Origin of the sequence: Acidaminococcus fermentans DSM 20731, from assembly GCF_000025305.1 — a bacterium.
GTDB classification, from domain to species: domain Bacteria; phylum Bacillota; class Negativicutes; order Acidaminococcales; family Acidaminococcaceae; genus Acidaminococcus; species Acidaminococcus fermentans.
In genome coordinates this window covers 307,567-328,944 of record NC_013740.1, presented here as the reverse complement: position 1 = coordinate 328,944, position 21,378 = coordinate 307,567, and the positions used below count along the sequence as shown (strand labels likewise).

The 21,378-nt window shown below is 55.6% G+C and carries 24 protein-coding genes, 5 tRNA genes and 1 other annotated feature; of the genes, 2 read left to right on the top strand and 27 right to left on the bottom strand.

From position 1 onward, the window contains the following. Positions 1–20: 20 nt before the first annotated feature. The 5 genes from ACFER_RS01460 to ACFER_RS01440 are packed head-to-tail and all read right to left on the bottom strand — an operon-like array spanning position 21 to position 6,550. Positions 21–1,136, bottom strand: a complete 1,116-nt coding sequence (locus ACFER_RS01460) for an ABC transporter permease (RefSeq protein WP_012937671.1) — start codon at positions 1,134–1,136, stop codon at positions 21–23. Further along, positions 1,137–2,246, bottom strand: coding sequence for an ABC transporter permease (locus ACFER_RS01455; protein ID WP_012937670.1), 1,110 nt, complete (start codon positions 2,244–2,246; stop codon positions 1,137–1,139). Next, positions 2,243–3,991: an ATP-binding cassette domain-containing protein gene (locus ACFER_RS01450; RefSeq protein ID WP_012937669.1), complete on the bottom strand. Its 1,749-nt coding sequence runs from the start codon at positions 3,989–3,991 to the stop codon at positions 2,243–2,245. Before ACFER_RS01450 ends, ACFER_RS01455 begins: the two co-directional genes overlap by 4 nt. Continuing rightward, a complete protein-coding gene (locus ACFER_RS01445) occupies positions 3,984–5,024 on the bottom strand; it encodes an HlyD family secretion protein (RefSeq protein WP_012937668.1) in 1,041 nt (346 codons plus the stop codon). The genes ACFER_RS01450 and ACFER_RS01445 overlap by 8 nt, the downstream gene beginning before the upstream one ends. Beyond that, complete coding sequence (locus ACFER_RS01440) at positions 5,021–6,550, bottom strand: efflux transporter outer membrane subunit (protein ID WP_012937667.1); 1,530 nt, start codon at positions 6,548–6,550, stop codon at positions 5,021–5,023. Before ACFER_RS01440 ends, ACFER_RS01445 begins: the two co-directional genes overlap by 4 nt. A gap of 242 nt (positions 6,551–6,792) precedes the next feature. Between ACFER_RS01440 and ACFER_RS01435 the strand changes: the two genes are divergently transcribed. Beyond that, positions 6,793–7,356 (top strand): DUF3793 family protein, encoded by a 564-nt coding sequence (locus ACFER_RS01435; protein ID WP_012937666.1) that lies wholly within the window; start codon positions 6,793–6,795, stop codon positions 7,354–7,356. Positions 7,357–7,403: 47 nt separating this feature from the next. Continuing rightward, positions 7,404–7,826, top strand: coding sequence for a flavodoxin (locus tag ACFER_RS01430; protein ID WP_012937665.1), 423 nt, complete (start codon positions 7,404–7,406; stop codon positions 7,824–7,826). A gap of 137 nt (positions 7,827–7,963) precedes the next feature. Here ACFER_RS01430 and ACFER_RS01425 read toward each other — a convergent pair whose 3' ends face one another. From ACFER_RS01425 to sigH, 22 genes are all read right to left on the bottom strand, one after another. Beyond that, a complete protein-coding gene (locus tag ACFER_RS01425; RefSeq protein WP_071141532.1) occupies positions 7,964–8,419 on the bottom strand; it encodes a DUF441 domain-containing protein in 456 nt (151 codons plus the stop codon). A 75-nt stretch (positions 8,420–8,494) separates the two neighbouring features. Continuing rightward, complete coding sequence (locus tag ACFER_RS01420) at positions 8,495–9,670, bottom strand: M20 metallopeptidase family protein (protein WP_012937663.1); 1,176 nt, start codon at positions 9,668–9,670, stop codon at positions 8,495–8,497. Between the two features lie 65 nt (positions 9,671–9,735). After that, positions 9,736–10,587, bottom strand: a complete 852-nt coding sequence (locus tag ACFER_RS01415; protein WP_012937662.1) for a MetQ/NlpA family ABC transporter substrate-binding protein — start codon at positions 10,585–10,587, stop codon at positions 9,736–9,738. A 21-nt stretch (positions 10,588–10,608) separates the two neighbouring features. Continuing rightward, a complete protein-coding gene (locus ACFER_RS01410; RefSeq protein WP_012937661.1) occupies positions 10,609–11,274 on the bottom strand; it encodes a methionine ABC transporter permease in 666 nt (221 codons plus the stop codon). After that, positions 11,271–12,296: a methionine ABC transporter ATP-binding protein gene (locus tag ACFER_RS01405; protein WP_012937660.1), complete on the bottom strand. Its 1,026-nt coding sequence runs from the start codon at positions 12,294–12,296 to the stop codon at positions 11,271–11,273. The genes ACFER_RS01410 and ACFER_RS01405 overlap by 4 nt, the downstream gene beginning before the upstream one ends. A 43-nt stretch (positions 12,297–12,339) precedes the next feature. Next, positions 12,340–12,557 (bottom strand) — a binding site (T-box leader). Positions 12,558–12,681: 124 nt separating this feature from the next. Then, a complete protein-coding gene (rplL, locus tag ACFER_RS01400; RefSeq protein WP_012937659.1) occupies positions 12,682–13,047 on the bottom strand; it encodes a 50S ribosomal protein L7/L12 in 366 nt (121 codons plus the stop codon). A 74-nt stretch (positions 13,048–13,121) separates the two neighbouring features. Further along, positions 13,122–13,655, bottom strand: coding sequence for a 50S ribosomal protein L10 (gene rplJ, locus ACFER_RS01395; protein WP_012937658.1), 534 nt, complete (start codon positions 13,653–13,655; stop codon positions 13,122–13,124). A gap of 160 nt (positions 13,656–13,815) precedes the next feature. Next, the gene (gene rplA, locus ACFER_RS01390) at positions 13,816–14,517 is read right to left on the bottom strand and encodes a 50S ribosomal protein L1 (RefSeq protein ID WP_012937657.1); all 702 of its coding nucleotides are present in this window, start codon (positions 14,515–14,517) and stop codon (positions 13,816–13,818) included. 54 nt (positions 14,518–14,571) lie between these two features. Beyond that, entirely contained in the window at positions 14,572–14,997 is a 426-nt protein-coding gene (rplK, locus tag ACFER_RS01385) for a 50S ribosomal protein L11 (RefSeq protein ID WP_012937656.1), read from the bottom strand. Between the two features lie 17 nt (positions 14,998–15,014). Continuing rightward, entirely contained in the window at positions 15,015–15,590 is a 576-nt protein-coding gene (gene nusG / locus ACFER_RS01380) for a transcription termination/antitermination protein NusG (RefSeq protein WP_012937655.1), read from the bottom strand. Between the two features lie 2 nt (positions 15,591–15,592). Next, on the bottom strand, positions 15,593–15,817 hold the full coding sequence (gene secE, locus ACFER_RS01375) for a preprotein translocase subunit SecE (RefSeq protein ID WP_012937654.1): 225 nt from the start codon (positions 15,815–15,817) through the stop codon (positions 15,593–15,595). A gap of 11 nt (positions 15,818–15,828) precedes the next feature. Next, entirely contained in the window at positions 15,829–15,990 is a 162-nt protein-coding gene (gene rpmG, locus ACFER_RS01370) for a 50S ribosomal protein L33 (RefSeq protein ID WP_012937653.1), read from the bottom strand. Positions 15,991–16,128: 138 nt separating this feature from the next. Beyond that, positions 16,129–17,322 carry an elongation factor Tu gene (gene tuf / locus ACFER_RS01365; RefSeq protein WP_012937652.1) on the bottom strand — a complete coding sequence of 398 codons (1,194 nt, stop codon included), beginning with the start codon at positions 17,320–17,322 and terminating at the stop codon, positions 16,129–16,131. Between the two features lie 74 nt (positions 17,323–17,396). Next, positions 17,397–17,473, bottom strand: a tRNA-Met gene (locus ACFER_RS01360). Between the two features lie 6 nt (positions 17,474–17,479). After that, positions 17,480–17,555 (bottom strand) — tRNA-Thr (locus ACFER_RS01355). Between the two features lie 3 nt (positions 17,556–17,558). Continuing rightward, a tRNA-Met gene (locus ACFER_RS01350) sits at positions 17,559–17,634 on the bottom strand. 5 nt (positions 17,635–17,639) lie between these two features. Further along, a tRNA-Tyr gene (locus tag ACFER_RS01345) sits at positions 17,640–17,724 on the bottom strand. Between the two features lie 22 nt (positions 17,725–17,746). Next, a tRNA-Thr gene (locus ACFER_RS01340) sits at positions 17,747–17,822 on the bottom strand. 131 nt (positions 17,823–17,953) lie between these two features. Continuing rightward, positions 17,954–18,757: an undecaprenyl-diphosphate phosphatase gene (locus tag ACFER_RS01335; RefSeq protein WP_012937651.1), complete on the bottom strand. Its 804-nt coding sequence runs from the start codon at positions 18,755–18,757 to the stop codon at positions 17,954–17,956. Positions 18,758–18,906: 149 nt separating this feature from the next. Further along, positions 18,907–20,025: a 6-phosphofructokinase gene (locus tag ACFER_RS01330; protein WP_012937650.1), complete on the bottom strand. Its 1,119-nt coding sequence runs from the start codon at positions 20,023–20,025 to the stop codon at positions 18,907–18,909. Positions 20,026–20,047: 22 nt separating this feature from the next. Further along, positions 20,048–20,509: a BREX-3 system P-loop-containing protein BrxF gene (brxF, locus tag ACFER_RS01325; RefSeq protein ID WP_012937649.1), complete on the bottom strand. Its 462-nt coding sequence runs from the start codon at positions 20,507–20,509 to the stop codon at positions 20,048–20,050. A gap of 120 nt (positions 20,510–20,629) precedes the next feature. Next, positions 20,630–21,364 (bottom strand): RNA polymerase sporulation sigma factor SigH, encoded by a 735-nt coding sequence (gene sigH, locus ACFER_RS01320; RefSeq protein WP_012937648.1) that lies wholly within the window; start codon positions 21,362–21,364, stop codon positions 20,630–20,632. Positions 21,365–21,378 lie beyond the last annotated feature (14 nt).

Below are 21,378 nucleotides of genomic sequence, written 5' to 3'. Positions count from 1 at the left end.
CTCTTCGCTCTTCACTCATTTTACCCCAAATTCTTCCTGAAGAGAACCGCCGCCAGCCACAGGGTCAGCACAGCCACGATGGTCATGGGCAACAGATCCGGGGCGATGGCGGCAAGGCCCGCTCCTTCGAAATAGATCCGCCGGATGGCGTCCAGGGCGAACCGGAGAGGATCCCCGTAGGTAAGGAGCTGGAGGAACTGGGGCATGTTCCGTACCGGAGTGGCCACCCCGCTCAAAAGGGCATTGGGAATCAGGTACACATAGGTATACACCTGGACCTGCTGCATGGAGCTGCATACGGAAGAAATGCTGAGCCCGATGCCGGTGGAACTGAGGAAATAGATGAACAGCACCAGGTACAGTGTCAGATAGGACCCTTCAAAAGGCACCTGAAACCAGAACAGGTCCAGCAGCAGGAGCAGGGTCCCCTGCATCATCCCTACCAGCACTGGGGGGAAAGCTTTCCCGATCAGCAGCACCAAAGGCGGTGCCGGGGTCACCAGCAGCTGTTCAAAAGTCCCTTCTTCCCGTTCCCGTGCCACGGACATGCCGGCCAGGAGGATCACCTGGGCAAAGCTCATGAGCCCCAGGATTCCGGGGGCAAAATACCACAGTGTCAGCTGGTTGGGGTTGAACCAGGTCCGGGCTTCCACGGAAAGGGGAGGGTGCCGGCCCGTCCGGGCTTCCAGCCACTGCTGGACCACCCGGGAGGTATAGGCGGAAGCCAGGCTGGCAGTCATGGTGTTCCGGCCGTCGGTGATCACCTGGAGGGGCGCTTTTTCGCCCCGGGCCAGTTTTTCTTCAAAATCTTCCGGAATGGACAGGACCACCATCACATTTTCCTGATCAATGGGTTCCTGGATCTGGGCCGTATTCTGGAGATCCGCCACCCGCTGGAAGAAACGGGTGCCGTCCAGGGTGGCCAGAAGAGAGGTGGAAGCTTCTGAATGGCTCTGGTCCAGCACCGCATAGGTGACATTTTCCACGTTGAAGGTGGCCGTATAGCCAAAGACCACCCCCAGGACCAGGGTGGGGATCACCAGCACATACCGGAAGGCCTTGTCCTTCCAGATGGCCAGCAGTTCTTTCCGGCAGATGAACCGGACCTGCTGACAGAAAAGCTGCCATGGACTCATTTACTCCACCTTCTTTCGAATGGTTTTCAGGGCCAGCCCCACAAACAGGACCATGAAGAAAATCAGGAACCCGGTCTGGGGCAGGATCACCGGCCACAGATTCCCGGCCAGGAGCAGGGTCTTCAGCACCACCAGATAATGCTTGAAGGGCAGGAATTCCCCGATCCACTGGACCCACTGGGGCGTGGCCCGGAGATCGAACAGGAACCCGGAGAGCATGATGCTGGGCAGGAAGCTGACCAGGAGGGCTATCTGGATGGCCATGAACTGGGCCTTGGTCACTACGGAAATCAGCATCCCCATGCCCAGGGCCGTCAACAGGTACAGGATGGACATGAAGATCACCAGGGCCAGGGATCCCACCAGAGGCACCTGGAACAGGAACCGGGACAGGATCAGGCACAGGAATACCCCCAGCATGGCGATGCAGAAATAGGGAATCATCTTGGCCACGATGATTTCCCCTTTTTTCACCGGAGTCACAAACAGGGATTCAAAGGTTCCCCGTTCGTATTCCCGGGCCATGACCCCGGCGGTCAAAAGCACCCCCACCAGGGTCACGATCATCAGGATCAGCCCGGGCAGGAAATACCATGTGCTTTCATGGGCATCATTGAACCAGAGCCGGGTCTCCAGGTCCACGCCCCCCACCCCCCGGCTGGCCATCTGCCGTGCGGACCACTGGGCCGCCGCTGTTTCCACATAGCTCTGGATGGTCATGGCGGTGGTGGTGTCCGTGCCGTAGAGCAACAGTTGGAGACGGCCATCCCCCTGATGGAGCTGCCGGGTGAAATCCGGCGGCACCCGGAGGATGGCATCGATTTTCCGCTGTTCCAGGGCACGGACCGCCTGGTGCATGCTGGTCAGGTAGGTGGGCTGGAAGTATTCTGATCCGTCCACAAAGTCCACCACCTGCTGAGCTTCCGGAGAGGCATCTTCCAGCACCACCCCGATGGGGGCGTGCTTTACATCCAGGCTGATGCCATAGCCGATGACCAGGATCAGGATCAGGGGCAGCAGCAGGCCCATGGCCAGGCTGGAATTGTCCCGGAGCACCTCCCGGAATTCCTTCACGGTAAGGGCCCGGATCCGGCGCAGTTTTTCCTTCATGATCCAGCCGCCTCCTCTCCCCGTCCCCGATGGACGATTTCGATGAACACATCATCCATATTGGCATCGGGCATCCCCAGATCCGCCCGGATCCGGGTGGGACTCCCCAGCACCAGGCATTTTCCCCGGTCCTGGATCATGATCCGGTCGCAGTATTCCGCTTCTTCCATAAAGTGGGTGGTAATGATGATGGTGACTCCCCGGCAGGCCAGGTCCGTGATCTGCCGCCAGAACATCCGGCGGGCCAGGGGATCGATACCGCTGGTGGGTTCATCCAGAAACAGGATCTCCGGTTCCTGGAGCAGGGCACAGGCCATGGACAGCCGCTGTTTGTAACCTCCCGGCAGATCTCCGGCATTGTGCGCTTCCTGGCCGGTAAGCTGGAATTCCTCCAGCACCGCCTGGATCCGCTCCTTCAGTTTCCGGGGCGGCAGGCCGTAGATCCCCCCGTAGAACTGGAGATTCTCCAGCACGCTGAGCTTGCTGTAGAGAGAAAATTTCTGGGACACGTAACCGATTTTGGCTCTTGCCTGGGTCCGGGCAGTCCGCAGATTCTCTCCGGCCACGCTGAGGACCCCGCTGGTAGCGGGCAAAAGACCGCAGAGCATCCGGAAGGTGGTGGTCTTGCCGGCCCCGTTGGGACCCAGGAGCCCGAACACCTCTCCTTTGTGGACTTCAAAGGAAGTATGGGACACCGCCGTGAAATCCCCGAATTTCTTCACCAGATCCCTGACGGTGATGCTCATATCGTTTTGGGTGGGGTCAGAAGGCACTTTGTCCAGGGGCGCCAGGGGAATCCGTTTTTCTTCCAGGTTGGCCGCCTGGTGGAGGAGGATCATGAACCCGTCTTCCACCCGGGGCGGCACGGCTTTGGGCACCAGATTCCACCGTTCCAGGGCCGGCAGCGCCGTTCCCGGATGGGCGGCAATATAACGCACCGTACCGCTCTGGGGCACCGCATCGATAATTTCCTCCTTGTCATCCAGCAGAGATCCCTGGAGCACCCGGTACGGCAGTCCTGCAGGAGGATTCACTTCAAAGCACTTTCCCGCCGCCACCTGGCTGAGGCCCTCCGGAGTCCCGTTGAACAGGATGTTCCCCTCGTTGAGCACATAGACTTCATCGCACATGGCCGCCTCATTCATATAGGCCGTACAGACAATGACGCTGAGATGTTCCTCCTGGACCATCTGGTTGATGATGATCCACAGGTCCTTCCGGGACAGGGGATCCACCCCTACGGTGGGTTCATCCAGGAGCAGCAGATCCGGAGACCGGACCAGGGTACAGGCCAGTCCCAGTTTCTGCTTCATGCCCCCGGACAGTTTCCCGGCCAGCCGTCCGGTAAAAGGGGCCAGACCGGTCATGTCCAGGAGTTTGGCAAACCGGGTTTTCCGCACGTCATCCGGAACCCCGTGAAGATCCGCATACAGATCCATGTTCTCCTGGATGGTCAGGTCTTCATAGAGGCCGAATTTCTGGGGCATGTAACTGATCCGGGACTGGATTTCCGAAGCGTCCTTCACCGAATCCAGCCCCAGCACCTTCAGGCTTCCTCCCGTGGGATCCATCAGACCGCAGATCAGACGCATGGTGGTGGTCTTGCCGGCTCCGTCAGGACCGATCAGGGCGGTCATTTTTCCTTTTTTGGCCAGGAAATCCACCTGTTTCAGCGCATGGGCCTTTCCCTGCTTGTCATCAAAGAGTTTGTCCAGCTTTTCAGCCTGGACCACCCATTCAGTCATGGCTCTGCTCCGTGTCGATCTTCACGGTGGCGGGCATCCCCATCCGCAGCACATTGTCCGGATCGGTCACATAGACACGGACTTCGTACAGCAGGGAAGTACGCAGCTCCGTGGTCTGGACCGTCTTGGGGGTGAATTCCGCCGTAGAGGAAATATAGCCGATCTGCCCTTCAATGGGATTCTTGGGGTGGCTGTCCGTATAGACCCGGGCCTTCATCCCTTCATAGATCCGTCCCAGATCCTTTTCGCTTACATAGACCCGGACCCATTTTTTGTCATTGAGAGACAGTTTGAACACCGGTTTCTGGGGAGAAGCCATATCCCCCACTTCCAGCAGCCGGGACCGGATGACCCCGTCCGCCGGCGCCTTGAGTTCCGCCTGGCTCAGCAGGTAATCGATGTGTTTGGCATCTTCCTGGAGAGCTTTCAGCTGGGCTTCTCCGCCGGCCACATCTTCATCCCGGGGACCGGCCTGGGCCTTTTCGTATTCCTGCCGGGCTGCTTCCGCCTGGGCTGCCGTCACATCCACCTTGGTCCGGGCCGCATCCCGGTCCTGTTTGCTGACGGATTTCCCCTGGGAAGAGGCAAAGGCATTCTCCACCCGTGCCAGGTCCTGCCGGGCCTGGTCGGCCTGGGCCGCCGCTTCATCGGCCTTGGCCCGGGCCGCCTCCAGATCTTCTGCCCGGGTTCCGTTGTGGAGTTTGTCCACCACGCTCTGCTGGGCGGCAATCTGGGCCTGGAGCTTGCTCTTCTTGATCTTCAGTTCTTCCGTATCCAGCCGGGCCAGCACCTGGCCCTTTTTGACCTTGTCCCCTTCTTCCACCAGTTCTTCTGCAATCCGGTCACTTTCCCGGAAGGCCACCGCCACTTCCCGTACATCCACATTTCCGTAGAGCGTCAGCTGCCGGGCCGCCTTTTTGGCCTGGTACTGCTGATACCCGTAGCCCCCCAGCCCGCAGGCCAGTACCACTACGGCCACCGCTGCCGCCAGTTTCTTTTTATCCTGCAAAAGTGTGTTCCAGAATGCCATCATTTACCCTTCCCTTCTGCCCTGCTGATTTCTGCCTGTTCCCCGTCCGACAAAGGTTTCCAGCCGCCGCCCAGGGCTTTGTACAGATGGATCAGATCCGCCAGTTCCTGGCCCCGGCTCCGGTTCTCCTGCCGTTTCATGGTCAGCAGGGTCCGTTCGCTGTCCAGCACCGGCTGGTAATCACTGAGTCCCGCCTGGAACCGGTTTTCCGCCAGGTCAAAGGCTCCCTGGGCGTTGTCCACCCCGGCACTCAGCTTGTCCTTCCGCTCTTTTTCCTGGACGATGCCGGTCATGGCGTCCTGGACTTCTCCGGCCGCCTTCAGTACCGTATTTTCATACTGGGCCTGATATTCCCTGGCCCGGGCATCCTGCAGCTTCACATTCTGCCGCAGCTGCCCTCCATGGAACAGGGGAAAGGTGAAGGAAGGAGCAATGGCAAAGGAACGGGCCCCGGACCCGAACAGATTCCCTCCGCCCAGGGTAATCAGACCCAGGAATCCGCCCAGGGTGAACCGGGGCTTCAGCTCAGCCCGTGCTTCTTTGGTCCGGGCGATCTGGGCCTCCAGCCGTTCTTCCGCGGCCCGGATATCCGGACGCTGGCGCATCAGGTTGGCCGGAATGGCATGGTACAGTTCCGGATCGATTTCCGGCAGATCTTCCGGATCCAGAAAATCATTCAGCTGACCCGGTTCCGTTCCCGTCAGAATGGACAGCCGGGTGAGGGTTTCCTGGATGGCCTGCCGGGTCCTGGGGATTTCCGCCCGGGTGTTCTGTTCCTGGGTCCGCATGGCTTCCAGGGGATAGGCACTGATCAGTCCCGCCTGGTAGTTGGTCTGGAGCAGATCCGCCTTTTCCCCTTCCAGGGCGGCATGCCGTTCCAGAAGATCCAGATCCTGCTGAAGGGTCCGGAGAGATACATAGTTGAGGGCCGTTTCCGCACTGAGGGTCACCCAGGTGCTGTAAAGGGCCGCATGCTGGGCTGCCAGATTGTGGGCGGCACTCTGCTTCCTGGCTTTCAGCCGGCCAAAGAAATCCGGTTCCCAGGAGGCATCGATGCCCAGCCCGGCCACGGAAGAATTCCGGTCGGGGGGATTGATGACCCCGGGATAGGGACTCATACCGCTGATTTTGTCATTGATCCCCCGGGGGGCTTCATAACGGCCATAGGTCCCTCCCAGGTTCAGCCAGGGCAGGGCTTCCCCTTTGCTGATGCCCAGCTGGGCCCGGGCTTCTTCCACCCGGGCCTGGGCCGCCTGAAGATCCCGGTTGTTCTTCAGGGACAGATCGATCAGGGCATCCAGTTTGGGATCCTGGAAGGTCTTCCACCAGTCTGCCAGCTGCTGTTCTGTCAGAGAGGTCTCCGGTGTGGTCCGGTCATAAGCCGCCGGATGTTTCTGGGCCAGCTCCGTCCAGGAAGGCATTTTTTCTGCTTTGGGCTGGGGGTTCTTCTTCCCGGCCTGGGCCGGCTGCATCAGCCCGGGTGCCAGGGTCAGGGAAAGCCCCACAACCACAGGTTTCCACCATTTCATGGCCATCGCTCCTATCTGTACCAGTAAGATAATTATTCGTCTGATTAATTATATATCCATTATAGCCTAAAACACTCCCTGTGGCAAGACGGAGAAAAAAGGGTTGCAGAATCTCACGACTTCTGTTATACTGCATTTAGTTAGTAATTACTAACTAAATTGGCTTGTATTTTTTCGATACAATGCTTTTTTATTTGATTTTAAATTAGTTTTAACTAACTTATACCAAGGAGGCTCCACCCATGACCATTACTCTGGAAACAGAACTGGTGCGCCAGTGTGCACCCACCCTGACCGGACTGAAAGCCGCCAGCCTGTTCCGCTTTGTGTTCCGCCCGGAAGACAGTCCTTTTGCCCAGATTGCGGAAATCCGCCGCAGTCTGGAACCCAAGGAAATCCGCCTGGAAGTCCTGAGCTATGACTGCATCCGGCAGAGTGCCCTCCTGTATGTATACCGCCCCCACCGGCTCAGCATCCTTCTCCAGGATCCGGAAAGCAGATCCTTCCTGAAACGCCAGGGCTATGGGAGTACCACCTGTCAGGAGATTTTGGACCAGATGGCCCTGCGCCTGGCACGGCGGGACCCCTTCCCCCATGAAATCGGCATTCTGCTGGACTATCCTCTGGAAGATGTGAAAGCCTATATGGCCTCCCCCCGGGACAAAGGTGTTTGTTCCGGGTGTTGGAAGGCCTACGGAAACCGGGAACGGGCCGCCTGTTATTTTGCCAAATGCCAGAAATGCACCCGGATCTACTGGCGCTGCTACTGCGCCGGGACTCCCCTCAGCAGGCTGGCAGTGGCTTAAAATAAAAATGCTTCAAGCCGTTTCGACGGCAGAAAGGATGAAAAAACATGAGCAAAATCGCAGTGGTGTTCTGGAGCGGGACCGGCAATACGGAAGCCATGGCCAAGGCTGTGGAAGAAGGGGCCAAAGGAAAAGGAGCTGAGGTGGTGGAATACGGTGCTTCCGCCTTTTCCGCCGGCGAAGTGAGCAAATACGATGCCATTGCTTTCGGCTGCCCGGCCATGGGGGCGGAAGTCCTGGAAGAAGGAGAATTCCAGCCCATGTGGGATGAGGTCAAAGGCAGCCTGAAAGGCAAAAAAATCGCCCTGTTCGGCTCTTACGGCTGGGGCAGCGGGGAATGGATGGACAACTGGAAAGCCGAGGCGGAAGGAGAAGGCGCCGTGCTGGCCGCCGATCCGGTCATGGCCAACAATGCCCCGGACGATGAAGCCCTGGCCCAATGCAGGGCACTGGGAGAGGCGCTGGCATAAAAAACAAAAAGGGGGGTGTGAAAAAATGCTTTTCACACCCCGTCACTAGTCTCTAGTCTCTAGTCACTAGCCGATGGAAGCCAGCTGACGCTAGCGAAAAAAAGGCACTGTGGATGATTTTTTCACAGTGCCTTTTTTTAATGGAAGAACAGATGCATCAGTTTCATCAGACAGTACAGCAGGCCACTGGCGATCATGGGGCCTACAGGCACCCCCTTGAACAGGAATACCCCGATGATGGTCCCGATGAGCATGGCCGCCACCACTTCCGGATCTTCTCCCATCAGATCCACGCCCCAGCGCCCCAACAGCGCTACCAGGGCGCCGATGACCAGGGATGCGATTCCCATGGGGTTCCTGAACACCCCCAGGGTTTCAGAAAGGCCGATCTTGCCCGTGGCGATGGGCACCATCAAAGCCGCCATCAGCAGGATAATGCCCCAGTTCACGCCGTGGCTGCTGAAATACATCAATTTTTCCTCCGGCAGCACCAGCTTCATGAGAACCAGAAGCCCGGCTGCATAGGATACAGTCAGATTGTGGGCCAGATAGCCCAGGACGATCATAAATCCAAGGATCAGATATGGCTGCATCATCCGCCTTCCTTTCTTAAGACACTTGAAGACTGCCCCCTGACGGAACAGTCTTCTTATTTTACTCCAATTCTCTTATTTCTTCAATTCCTTCTCCCATTCCAGCACATACTGGACGAAGTATTCCACCCCCAGGCCCAGGGCCTTTTCATCGATGTCGAAATAGGGGCTGTGCTGGGGATACCGGCGGTCTTCGTCAGCAAAGCCCCCGCCCAGCAGCAGCAGGCATTTGGGATTGCTGTACTTGGCGAAATCTTCTCCCCCCATCTGGAGTTCCCAGTCCACCAGCTTGTCCGGGGCAAAGACTTTGGCGCAGGCTTTCCGGCCCGTATCCACACAGGCTTTGTCGTTGATCATGGGCGGCGGTCCGAAATGATACACGGTCCGCAGTTTGGCCCGGGTGGCCGTACTCACTCCCTGGGCCACCCGTTCCAGGATCCCGGGATAGGCATCCCGGAGTTCCTTGCTGAACGTCCGTGCCGTACCGGCCAGATGGGCTTCTCCAGGGATCACATTACTGGTGGTGCCGCCCTGGAACTGGGTGATGCTGAGCACCGCCGGTTCCAGGGGATTCACTTCCCGGCTCACTACGGTCTGGAGGGCCGTTACGAATTCAGCCCCGGCCACAATGGGATCCACGGTCTGATGGGGCAGGGCTCCATGGCCTCCCCTGCCTTCCACCGTCACGTCAAAAGTATCCGCTGCGCTCATCACCGGACCGTACCGGAGAGAGGCCCAGCCTGCCGGGATCTTGCTCCAGATATGGAGGGCGATGAGCCGGTCGCATTCCTTCACCAGGGGTTCTTCCTTCATGTAGGCGGCCCCGCTGTTGGCAATTTCCTCTTCCGCCGGCTGGAACAGGAACCGAACGGTCACCGTCAGCTGGTCCTTCATGGCTGCCAGCACCTTCGCAGCCCCCAGCAGGATGGTGATATGGGTATCATGGCCGCAGGCATGCATGGTTCCCGGGTTCTGGGATTTGTACGCCGGATCCCCCAGTTCCGTAATGGGCAGGGCATCGATGTCCGCCCGGATTCCGATGATCCGGTCCGAGGCGTGGGGTCCCTTCAGGGTGGCGATCACCCCGGATTTGCAGGATTCCACATAGGGGATCCCCAGCGCATCCAGATAGGATTCAATGGCCTTCTGGGTCTGGAATTCTTCCCAGGACCGTTCCGGTTTTTCATGAAAATGGCGGCGCAGCCGGACCAGTTCCGGCTGAAGGGCTGCCACCCGTTCTTTTACGTCCATCACAAAGTCTCCTTTTCAGCAGGAAACCCCATCAGCCTGGGCCTCCGGGGTTTTTCTGCACCATATTATTTCTTGGCATTGGGGTCGAACCACAGACCCTTGTTGTTTTTCTTCATGTATTCCTGGAATTCCGCAGATTTGTAGGCATCTGCAATATCCTTGGCCCACTGGGCATCCTTGTTCTTGTCCTGGACCACCAGCTGCAGCATCAGGTGCAGCAGGATGTCTTCCTTCATCAGGGCCGTGGCCGGATCGATCTTGGCGTTGTAGATGATGGCGCCGGTGATCACAATGTAGGAGAAGTCATTCCGGACAGCCGGGATGTTCAGGGATTTCATTTCCGTGAATTTCAGGTGATGGGGATTTTCGATGATATCCTGCTGGGTCACCGTGGACAGGTCCTTCTTGGGATCCAGTTTGATCCAGCCGGCCTTTTGCAGCAGTGCATAGGCACGGGCCGTATTGGACGCGTCATTGGGAACGGCTACCGTATCCCCGTCAGCCACCTGATCCAGACTGGTCTTGGACCCGGCGAAGATCCCGGCGGGAACGGTGGGAATGGGGGTGATGGCCGCCAGATGGCCCCCCTGCTTCTTGTTGAAGTTTTCCATATAGGCCGTATGCTGTTCCACGTTGAAGTCCACTTCCCCTTCGTTCAGGGCAATATCAGCCTGGAGCAGATCGGACATATCCTTGCCTGCGAATTTGTAACCCTTCTTTTCCAGGATGGGCTTTACGCCTTTTTCAAACAGATCGGAGTACGGTCCCTGGGACTTGCTGTACTTCAGTTCCTTTTTGGTGGAAGCGCCCTTGTCCGTACTTTTGCCGGAATCACTTCCGCAGCCTGCCACCAGTGCGGTGGTCATCACCGCTGCCAATCCGATTACCAGCCATTTTTTCAGTTTTCCCGTATTCATTGTATTACCCCCTCAAAATAATTAACCATGATTTCTGGTTTTATAAGCAAAGTGATTGCCCACGGTCTGGATGATCTGGACAAAGATGATCAGCACCACCACGGTAAACAGCATCAGCGGTGTGTTCATCCGTTCATACCCGTAGGTCAGAGCCAGGTCCCCCACGCCTCCGGCGCCGATGGCACCGGCCATGGCCGTGGCGCCGATCAGCCCGATGGTACCGGTGGTGATGGACAGGATCAGGGATCCCTTGGCCTCCGGCAGCAGGAAGTACCAGACGATTTCAAAATAGGAGGCCCCCATGGCCTGGGCGGCTTCCACAATCCCCCGGTTCACATCCAGGATGGAATTCTCGAACAGCCGGGTGAGATACGGTGTGATGAACACAATCAGCGGGATCAGGGCTGCGGTGGTCCCGATCCGGGTTCCCACAATGGTCTTGGTCAGCGGCATGATGAATACCATCAGGATGATGAAGGGTACGCTTCGGATGATGTTGATGATGGTGTTCAGCACCAGGTAGATGGGCCGGTTCTTGAGGATCCCATTATCGTTGGTCAGCACCAGGATCATGGCCAGGACAATGGCCAGAATGGAGCCCACCACCAGGGAAACGAACACCATGTACAAAGTCTGTTCCGCGCTCAGGATCAGCTGGGACGCGGGAACTCCCAGTTTCTCGATCATGACAGGCTCACCTCCTTCCAGAGAATTCCCTTCCGGGTCAGATATTCCTCGCTCCGGGCCAGCTTGTCCCCTTCATCCAGACACTGGAGGATGAAGATGCCCAGGGCGGTCTGCTGGAGTTCCGTCACTGTGGCGAAGACGATGTTGGTCTTCAGTCCGATTTCCTCGCTGAGTACGGAAATGTCTCCCTCCGAAGCCTGCCGCCCCAGAAACCGCAGCTTCAGCAGCCTGAAGGGCCGGGGATCTTTTTTCAGATCTTCCTGGATGCTTTCCGGAATGGTGTCAGGGATGACGGTCCGGACAAACTTCCGGGTGATTTCCTGCTGGGGATTGCTGAATACTTCCAGCACGGATCCCTGTTCCACCACCCGTCCGTGTTCCATGACTGCCACTTTGTTGCACAGCTGCTGGATCACCTGGATCTGATGGGTCACGAACAGGATGGTGATCTTCAGTTCCCGGTTGATCCGCCGGAGCAGCTGCAGGATCTGTTCCGTGGTTTCCGGATCCAGAGCGCTGGTGGCTTCGTCGCAGAGCAGGATGCTGGGATTGGTGGCCAGGGCCCGGGCAATGCCCACCCGCTGTTTCTGTCCCCCGGACAGCTGGATGGGATAGGACCCGGCCTTGTCTTCCAGTCCCACAAACTGGAGCAGAGTCTTCACCGTCCGGTCCAGCTGTACCGGTTCCGTATGGTTCAGCCGCAGGGGGATGGCCACATTCTCGTAAACAGTCCGGGAATCCAGCAGATTGAACTGCTGGAAGATCATGCCTATCTTTTTCCGGACTTTCCGGAGTTCATTGTGGGACAGCTGGTCGATGATCTGCCCTTCGATCTCCACATGGCCCTCCGTAGGGGTCTCCAGGGCATTCACCATCCGCAGCAGGGTGGATTTCCCGGCCCCGCTGAAACCGATGACCCCGAAGATGTCTCCTTTTTCCACTTCCAGGTCCACATGCTGGAGGGCCTGTACCGCTCCGCTGCCGATTTTAAACGTTTTGCTGATATCCTGAAATTTGATCAAATCCAACACCTCTTGCTGAGTAAACAAAAAGAACCACCGTCTCTCCAGAGACGATGGTTCGTGGTTCCACTCTGATTCACCGGCATCCAAAGACCGGCCTTTGCGGCAGAAATAACGGCTGCCAGCCCGGGGCGCTCTACTGAAGGTTCGAGGCCCAGCTCACGGAGGCATTCCCCAAGGTTCCCGCCGCCCGGCTCTCAGCCAACACCGGACTCTCTGTGGACCTTTCCCAAAGGTACTGGTTCCGCTCATCGCTTTTTTCAATATGCCTATATCCTACTATGAGGGGGGGATTTTGTCAAGAGGAATTGTATTTTTTTTTCAAACAGTAAAAAAGAGGGACCGTTGCAGAGCAACAGTCCCTCTTGGTACGTACCAGCAGAAATTATTTCAGTTCTACGGTAGCGCCAGCTTCTTCCAGTTTGGCTTTCATGGCTTCAGCGTCAGCTTTGGCAACATGTTCTTTGATGGCGTTGGGAGCAGCATCAACGGCAGCTTTGGCTTCTTTCAGGCCCAGGCCGGTCAGTTCCCGAACAACTTTGATTACGTTGATCTTGCTGGCACCAGCATCTTTCAGAACAACGTCGAATTCGGTCTTTTCAGCAGCGGCAGCGCCGGCAGCAGGAGCAGCAGCTACAGCAACAGGAGCAGCAGCGCTAACACCGAACTTGTCTTCCATGGCCTTAACCAGGTCGGCCAGTTCCAGAACAGTCATATTTTCAATGGCTTCCATGATTTGATCTTTATCCATTTTTCATACCTCCAAAATTTTAAATGAAATGGGTAATGGTTTTACTCAGGCGACTGCGTCAGCCTGTTTTTCGATTAAGCAGATTCCTGCTCTTTCTTTTGCCGTACGGCTTCCAGGGTATACACAAAGTTGCGGATCGTCCCCTGCAGTACGTTGACCAGCCCGGAAATGGGGGCCTGCATGCTGCCAACCAGTTTGGCCAGCAGTTCTTCTCTGGAAGGCAGTTCTGCCAGAGCCTTGACTTCGTCCAGGGCGATTACTTTACCGTCCAGGATGCCGGCTTTGATTTCCAGAGCTTTGTGGTCCTTGCTGAAATCGTTCAGGATCTTGGCAGGAGCCACAGGGTCTTCAGCGGAGAAGGCCACGGCGGTATTGTGTTCCAGATAAGCATCCAGTCCTTCAATACCAGCTTCTTTGGCGGCAATGCGGATGAAGGTGTTTTTGGCAACCATGTACTTCACACCGGCTTCACGCATCTTGCTTCTCAGTTCAGTATCCTCAGCTACGGTCAGACCGCAGTAGTCAACCAGAACAGCACCTTTGGAACTGGACAGCAGATCTTTCAGTTCTGCTACTTTACCAGCTTTTTCAGGTCTAATGTCATGCATCAGTAGTACACCTCCTTGCGTCAGTTTTTATTAATCAATGAAAAGACCTCTCGGCGGGTCAGCCGGAGGTCATGTTTATCAACACTCCGACCTAGGCAGGTGGAAATCCGTTAGGCTTGCGCGCCTGCTGTCTTGGGTCCGATGGTCATTTTCTATTTGATTATTTGTTGCTGTCGGCTTTCAGTACGTCAACGGGAACGCCAGGGCCCATGGTGGTGCTCAGGGTTACGCTCTTGATGTACTGGCCTTTTGCGCCGGAGGGTTTTACTTTGATCAGGGTGGTGATCAGAGTCAGATAGTTTTCCAGCAGCTTGTCAGCGTCAAAGGAAACCTTGCCGATGGCAGTCTGTACGTTACCGGCTTTGTCGGTACGGTACTCGATTTTACCAGCTTTGATTTCGTTGACGGCACGGGTGACATCCATGGTCACAGTACCCACTTTGGGGTTAGGCATCAAGCCTTTGGGGCCCAGGATTTTACCCAGACGGCCAACAGTACCCATCATGTCAGGAGTGGCTACGCAGACGTCGAAGTCGGTCCAGCCGCCTTTGATCTTTTCCACGTATTCATCAGTGCCAACAAAGTCTGCGCCGGCAGCTTCGGCTTCTTTGGCCTTAGCGCCTCTGGCGAATACCAGCACGGTCTTGGATTTGCCGGTACCGTTGGGGAGAACCAGAGCACCGCGGACCTGCTGGTCAGCGTACTTGGGATCAACGCCCAGACGGACGGAAACTTCAACAGTGCTGTCGAATTTGGTCACAGAAGTCTGTTTTACCAGTTCTACTGCTTCCTTGGGGGAATATGCCTTGCCAGCTTCGATGAGCTTTGCGGCGTCGGTATATTTCTTACCAGCTTTACTCATTGTTTGTTCCTCCTTGTGGTCAAGCGGCTTTTGCCTCCCACAGTTTTTCAGACATTAGTCTTCTACAGTAATACCCATGCTCCGGGCAGTACCTTCGACCATGCGCATGGCAGCTTCAACGGAGCCAGCGTTTAGGTCTTTCATTTTGCTTTCAGCGATTTCCCGAACTTTGTCACGTTTAATGGTGGCAACTTTGTTCTTGTTGGGTTCACCGGAAGCCTTTTCGATACCGCAGGCCTTCTTCAGCAGAACAGCTGCAGGAGGAGTCTTGGTAACGAAAGTAAAAGAACGATCTTCGAAAACGGTGATTTCGACAGGGATGATCAGGCCAACCTGTTTGGCAGTCCGTTCGTTGAAGTCTTTTACGAAGGCCATGATGTTGATACCAGCCTGGCCCAGTGCCGGACCTACGGGAGGTGCCGGAGTTGCCTTACCAGCAGGTACCTGCAGTTTAACCATCTTTACGACTTTCTTAGGCATAATTTACACCTCCTTACTTATTCAATAGCTTCCACTTGGGTGAATTTAACTTCAATGGGAGTCTCACGTCCGAACATTTCAACCATGACTTTGATCTTCTGCTGTTCGTCGTTGATCTCCGCTACCGTCCCGACCATATCGGTAAAGCCAGGGGCTTTGATGCGGACGGTATCATTCAAACCTACAGGGCATTCCATCCGGACAACCGGTTCTTCCACAGCCTTGCCGGCCGCTTCCGCCTTGTCGCCTTCTTTGGGTTGTGCCCCCAGGATGCGTTCCACTTCACGGTCAGATAAAGGAATGGGTTTCGTGCCAGTACCAACGAAGCCGGTTACACCAGGGGTGTTCCGCACAGCATACCAAGTCCGGTCGTCCACGATCATTTCGATCAGCACATAGCCCGGAAATACCTTCCGTGCCACGACCTTTTGCTTGTCATCCTTTGCGTCCACTTCATTCTGCATGGGAACCAGCACCTGGAAGATCTGCTCTTCCATACCCAGGGAATGGATTTTGCTTTCCAGATTCATCTTTACCTTATTCTCGTATCCGGAATAAGTATGAATGACATACCAGTGCTTTTGATTTTCCATGCTTATTGCACTCCCATCACTAAACGGAACAGTACGGACAAAATAGCATCAATGGCCCAGATTAAAAAAGCTGCAAAGAGAGAGGACAGGATAACCGTCACGGTATATCCGATCAGTTCCCGCTTCGTCGGCCAGGTTACCTTTTTCATTTCGGTTTTCACTTCTCGGAGAAAACCACCTGTTCCAGGAGTGCTCTTCCCATCCGGGGTGATCTGAGATGCTGCCATATTGCTCCACCTTATTTCGTTTCTTTATGCATCGTATGCTTTTTGCAGAACTTGCAATACTTTTTGATTTCGATACGTTCAGTATCGTTCTTTTTATTCTTCGTAGTCTGGTAGTTACGCTGTTTGCATTCGGTGCAAGCCAGGGTAATACCCACACGGTTTCCAGCTGCCATTCCTTAACACCTCACTTACATTCAAACTCTTGATTCCCAAAAGCCGCCTATAAAGGTTATCATAGAACCGTCAGGATGTCAACAAAAAAGTGAGGCCGATGGATAGGTCGGCCTCAGTTTTACATCCAGATGATTCGATTAGCCTTCGATTTCGGTAACAACACCGGCGCCAACGGTATGGCCGCCTTCGCGGATAGCGAAACGCAGACCTTGTTCGATAGCGATCGGGGTGATCAGTTCAACATCCATCACCACGTTGTCCCCAGGCATAACCATTTCGGTGCCTTCAGGCAGGTGAGCAACACCGGTAACGTCGGTGGTACGGAAGTAGAACTGCGGACGGTAGCCGTTGAAGAACGGAGTATGACGGCCGCCTTCTTCTTTGGTCAGTACGTAAACCTGGCCTTTGAATTTGGTATGAGGATGGATGGTGCCCGGTTTGGCCAGTACCTGACCTCTTTCGATTTCGGTACGGTCGATACCACGCAGCAGGCAGCCGATGTTGTCGCCGGCTTCAGCCTGATCCAGGGTCTTCCGGAACATTTCCAGACCGGTGGCTACGGACTGTTTCTTTTCTTCGGACAGGCCGACGATTTCAACAGTGTCACCAACTTTGATCACACCACGTTCCACACGGCCGGTAGCTACGGTACCACGGCCGGTGATGGTGAACACGTCTTCGATAGGCATCAGGAACGGTTTGGCCAGATCGTGTTCCGGAGTGGGGATGTATTCGTCAACAGCCTTCATCAGTTTCCGGATGTTGTCTTCCTGTTCCTTGTCCCCTTCCAGGGCTTTCAGAGCGGAGCCAACAACGATGGGAATATCATCTCCGGGATAACCGTACTGGCTCAGCAGGTCACGGACTTCCATTTCAACCAGTTCAATCAGTTCGGGATCGTCAACCTGGTCGGATTTGTTCAGGAACACAACGATGGCAGGAACGCCAACCTGGCGGGCCAGCAGGATGTGTTCACGGGTCTGAGGCATGGGGCCGTCAGCAGCGGAAACAACCAGGATGGCACCGTCCATCTGAGCAGCACCGGTGATCATATTCTTTACATAGTCAGCGTGCCCCGGGCAGTCAACGTGTGCATAGTGTCTGGTTTCGGTTTCATATTCAACGTGGGCGGTATTAATGGTAATACCACGTTCTCTTTCTTCCGGAGCCTTATCGATGTCAGCGTAAGCTTCGAAAGTGGCTTTGCAGCCCGGAGTTTCGGACAGGACCTTGGTGATGGCCGCAGTCAGGGTCGTCTTGCCATGGTCAACGTGACCAATGGTCCCAATGTTTACATGGGGTTTTGTTCTTTCAAATTTCTCTTTCGCCATTAGAATACCTCCCAACGCTTTCTGAATATTTTTTTGGATTTTAAAATAGCCCCTTTACGGGGCTGTGTTGGTAATGGTAGCGGCGCACGGATTTGAACCGCGGACAGGCCGGGTATGAACCGACTGCTCTAGCCAACTGAGCTACGCCGCCATAAATTGGAGCTGATGACCAGAATCGAACTGGTGACCTTATCCTTACCAAGGATACGCTCTACCATCTGAGCTACATCAGCATTTGGTTGCGGGGGCTGGACTTGAACCAACGACCTTCGGGTTATGAGCCCGACGAGCTACCAACTGCTCCACCCCGCGATGTTTGGTGGAGAGAGAAGGATTCGAACCTTCGAAGCCAGAGGCGGCAGATTTACAGTCTGCTCCCTTTAACCACTCGGGAATCTCTCCACATTTGTCTGTCAGGAACATTTGGAGCTGGCAAAAGGAATTGAACCCTCAACCTACTGATTACAAGTCAGTTGCTCTACCTATTGAGCTATGCCAGCGCTTTTCGTTCGTAACAAGTGTAAGTATAAAGGATGTTGGGGTTTTTGTCAACAACTTTTTTAAAAAAAGTGTAAGAAATTTTATAAACCAGAAAAACGGGGGCTGATGCCCTCCCTCAGCCCCCGCTTTCTTACATATAAAAGTACCACACAGTCACCAGGGCCAGGAGGATCCGGTAGATCCCGAAAGCGGTCAGGGTGGACCGCTGGAGGAACTTCATAAACCAGACAATGGAGAAGTACCCCACCACAAACGCGGTGACGAAACCGATGGTCAGTACCGCCAGATCTCCTCCTGTCAGCGCGGAGATGTTCTTCAGCAGTTCATACAGACAGGCCACCACCATAACGGGCAGGGCCATGATGAAAGTGAAATCCGCCCCGGCTTTCCGGTTCACCCCCACCAGCAGGGCACCTCCCATGGTGGACCCGCTCCGGGAGAACCCGGGCCACAGGGACAGGAACTGGAAGAAGCCGATGTACAGCGCCTGGCGGATGCTGATGTGATCCACATCCTGGACCAGTTCCGCCTCATGGCCCCGGATCTTCCGTTCCGCCACAATCATCAGAAGGGCTCCCAGCACCAGGCCCACAGCCACCGTAGCCGGAGAAAACAGGTATTTTTTGATGAAGGAGTGGACCAGATAAGCAAAGGCCATGGTGGGCACGCAGCCGGCGGCAATGTGCCAGCCGGTCAGTCCGGTGCCCATCTGCCACCCTTCTTTGGTCAGGAACCGGGCAAACCGTTCCTTGTAAATCACCAGGACGGCCAGGATGGCCCCCAGCTGGATCACCACGTCGAAGATCTTGGCCAGGTTGCCCTCAAAGCCGATCATATGCCCTACAATGATCATATGGCCGGTGGAGGATACAGGGATAAATTCCGTCAGGCCTTCCACAATGCCCAACAGGACGGCAATCAGATTTTCACTCACGTCATACACTCCTTTTTCTTCTGCAATTCTTTTTGGTTAAGAGAACTTGTTCATTATATGGCAAATACCATAAAAAAAAAGAGAAGACACGGATTTTTCCTCAGAGTTTAAGAAAAATTGTCCTTCTCTTTTTTCTTTGTTTCTATTATTCAGTCTTCCGGTTTTTCGTCTCCGAAAGAAATCCCCAGTTCCCGGCCGGTCCGGACGATGTCCGAATCCACCGGCACCTGATGGGGTTTGGACGCTGCCTGGGCGATGGGCACCCGGACGATGGCATTGGCCTGGAGGGACACCATCACATTGTATTCCTCATCCAGGCAGGCTTCCACTGCCGCCGCCCCGTAGCGGGTGGACAGGACCCGGTCATAGGCCGTGGGAGAACCGCCCCGCTGGAGATACCCCAGCACGGTGCAGCGGGATTCGATCCCTGTCCGCTCCTCGATTTCCCGGGCCAGTTTTTCACCGATCCCTCCCAGCCGGATGGGTTCGAAGCTTTCCTTCACCATCCGGGCGATGGTCAGCTGCCCTCCGATGGGCTTGGCCCCTTCCGCCACGGTAATGATGCTGAACTTCTTCCCATTCTGCTGGCGCTGGTGGATCTTGCGGATCACCGCATCCAGGTCATAGGGAATTTCCGGGATCAGGATCACGTCCGCTCCTCCTGCAATGCCGGAATGGAGGGCGATCCAGCCTGCATACCGTCCCATGACCTCCAGCACCATGACCCGGTGATGGGATTCCGCCGTGGTATGGAGCCGGTCCAGGGCTTCCGTGGCCATGGCCATGGCCGTATCAAAGCCGAAGGTCCGTTCCGTACAGGGCAGATCATTGTCGATGGTCTTGGGCACCCCCACCACGTTCACATCACAGAACCGATGGAGATCATGGGCGATTTTCAGGCTGCCGTCCCCACCGATGACAATCAGACAATCGATGCCGTGGTCCTTCAGGTTCCGGACCACCACATCCCGCCGGTCTTCATAGATTACATTGCCCTTTTCATCTTCGCCTGCAGCATAATGGAAGGGGTTGTCCCGGTTGGTGGTCCCCAGGATGGTCCCGCCCCGGGGCAGGATCCCGGACACATCGGACAGGCTCATAAGCTTCATGTCATTGCAGATCAGCCCATGGAACCCGTTGGAAATGCCGTAAATCTGGAACCCGTGATGGAGAGCCGTCTTGACCACGGCCCGGATCACAGCGTTCAGACCGGGACAATCGCCTCCGCCGGTGAGGACCGCCAGGGTCCCTCTTTTCTTTTCCTGCATTGGACACACCCCTTTTCGCCAGTTATTCCACTTCCCAAACCGTATAATCCGCTGCGGAAATCCGGATAGATTCCGTGCCGTCGAATTTGTCGTAGCACAGCAGTCCGTCATTCACATAGCCGGGCCAGGCCAGCACCACGGTATAGGCTTTGCCCAGGGCATCGATGACACTCTTGGGATCGATGTGGAACACCGGCACGAACAGGGTCTGCACCCGGTCCAGCAGGATCACATCTCCCCGGTGTCCAGCCAGTTCTTCCGTCAGCATGGCGGGAGCCTGTTCCTTCCGTTCACTGGGCAGCAGCTTCAGGAATTCTTCCGTGATCAGCAGCCGGGTATCCACATAATCCCAGCCCTTGGCTTCTGCAGCTTCCCGCAGCAGTTTGCTTTTGCCGCTGCCGGGTTTCCCGGTAACGATCAGGACTTTTTCTTCCTTGCCCTGTACAGCTTCCACCTGTTTCAAAAATTCTTCCATTTGACTCATGTGTATCGCCCTCCCTTGTGACGCATGGATTTTTCCGCTTTTGATACAATGTTATTCGCCGCCGGAAAAGAGAATTCCTGCAAACTGCTTTTTTCTTCTTTGGAAGCGGCAAACAAATTGTCAGATTGTTTCAATTCTATCATTCTTGTCCCGGTGGTTCCGGAGATGTTCCTTGGCAGCCATGATGAGCAGGCCCTTGTTCAGGGTCATCAGGTCCAGTTCATGGTTCCGGCTGGCCAGGTATTTTTCCAGTTTCCGCTTGACCCGCTGCAGCGCATTGTCGATGGATTTGGTGGTCCGGTGGAGTTCCTGGGCAATCTGCTGGTAGCTTTTGCTTTCCAGATATTTGCACAGGGCCTCCCATTCCAGGTCACTGAGCATGGTGCTCACATTCCGCTCGATGTCATTGAACGCTTCCTGATCCACCAGCAGGTTTTCCGGATCCACTCCGTGACTGCCTCCCAGCATGTCCAGGAGCGTCCGTTCCTTGCCTTCCTCGAAGACTGGTTTGTCCAGGGACACGTAACAGTTCAGGGGACGGTGTTTCTGCCGGGTGGCGCTTTTGATGGCAGAGATGATCTGGCGGTTCACGCAGATTTCCGCAAAGACCTTGAAAGACGCCTGCTTCCCGGGCCGATAATCCCGTATGGCCTTGAACAGGCCGATCATCCCTTCCTGGATGATGTCTTCCTTCTCGGCGCCCACCAGGAAGTACCGGGTGGCTTTGAGACGGATGAATTCCTTGTACTTGTCCAGCAGATAATCCTGGGCCTGACGGTCATCCCGGTCCTGGATCAGCTGGATCAGTTCTTCGTCAGACAGGGTATCATAGAGTTTTCGAAGTTCTTCCTGCAATGGATCCTGCCTCC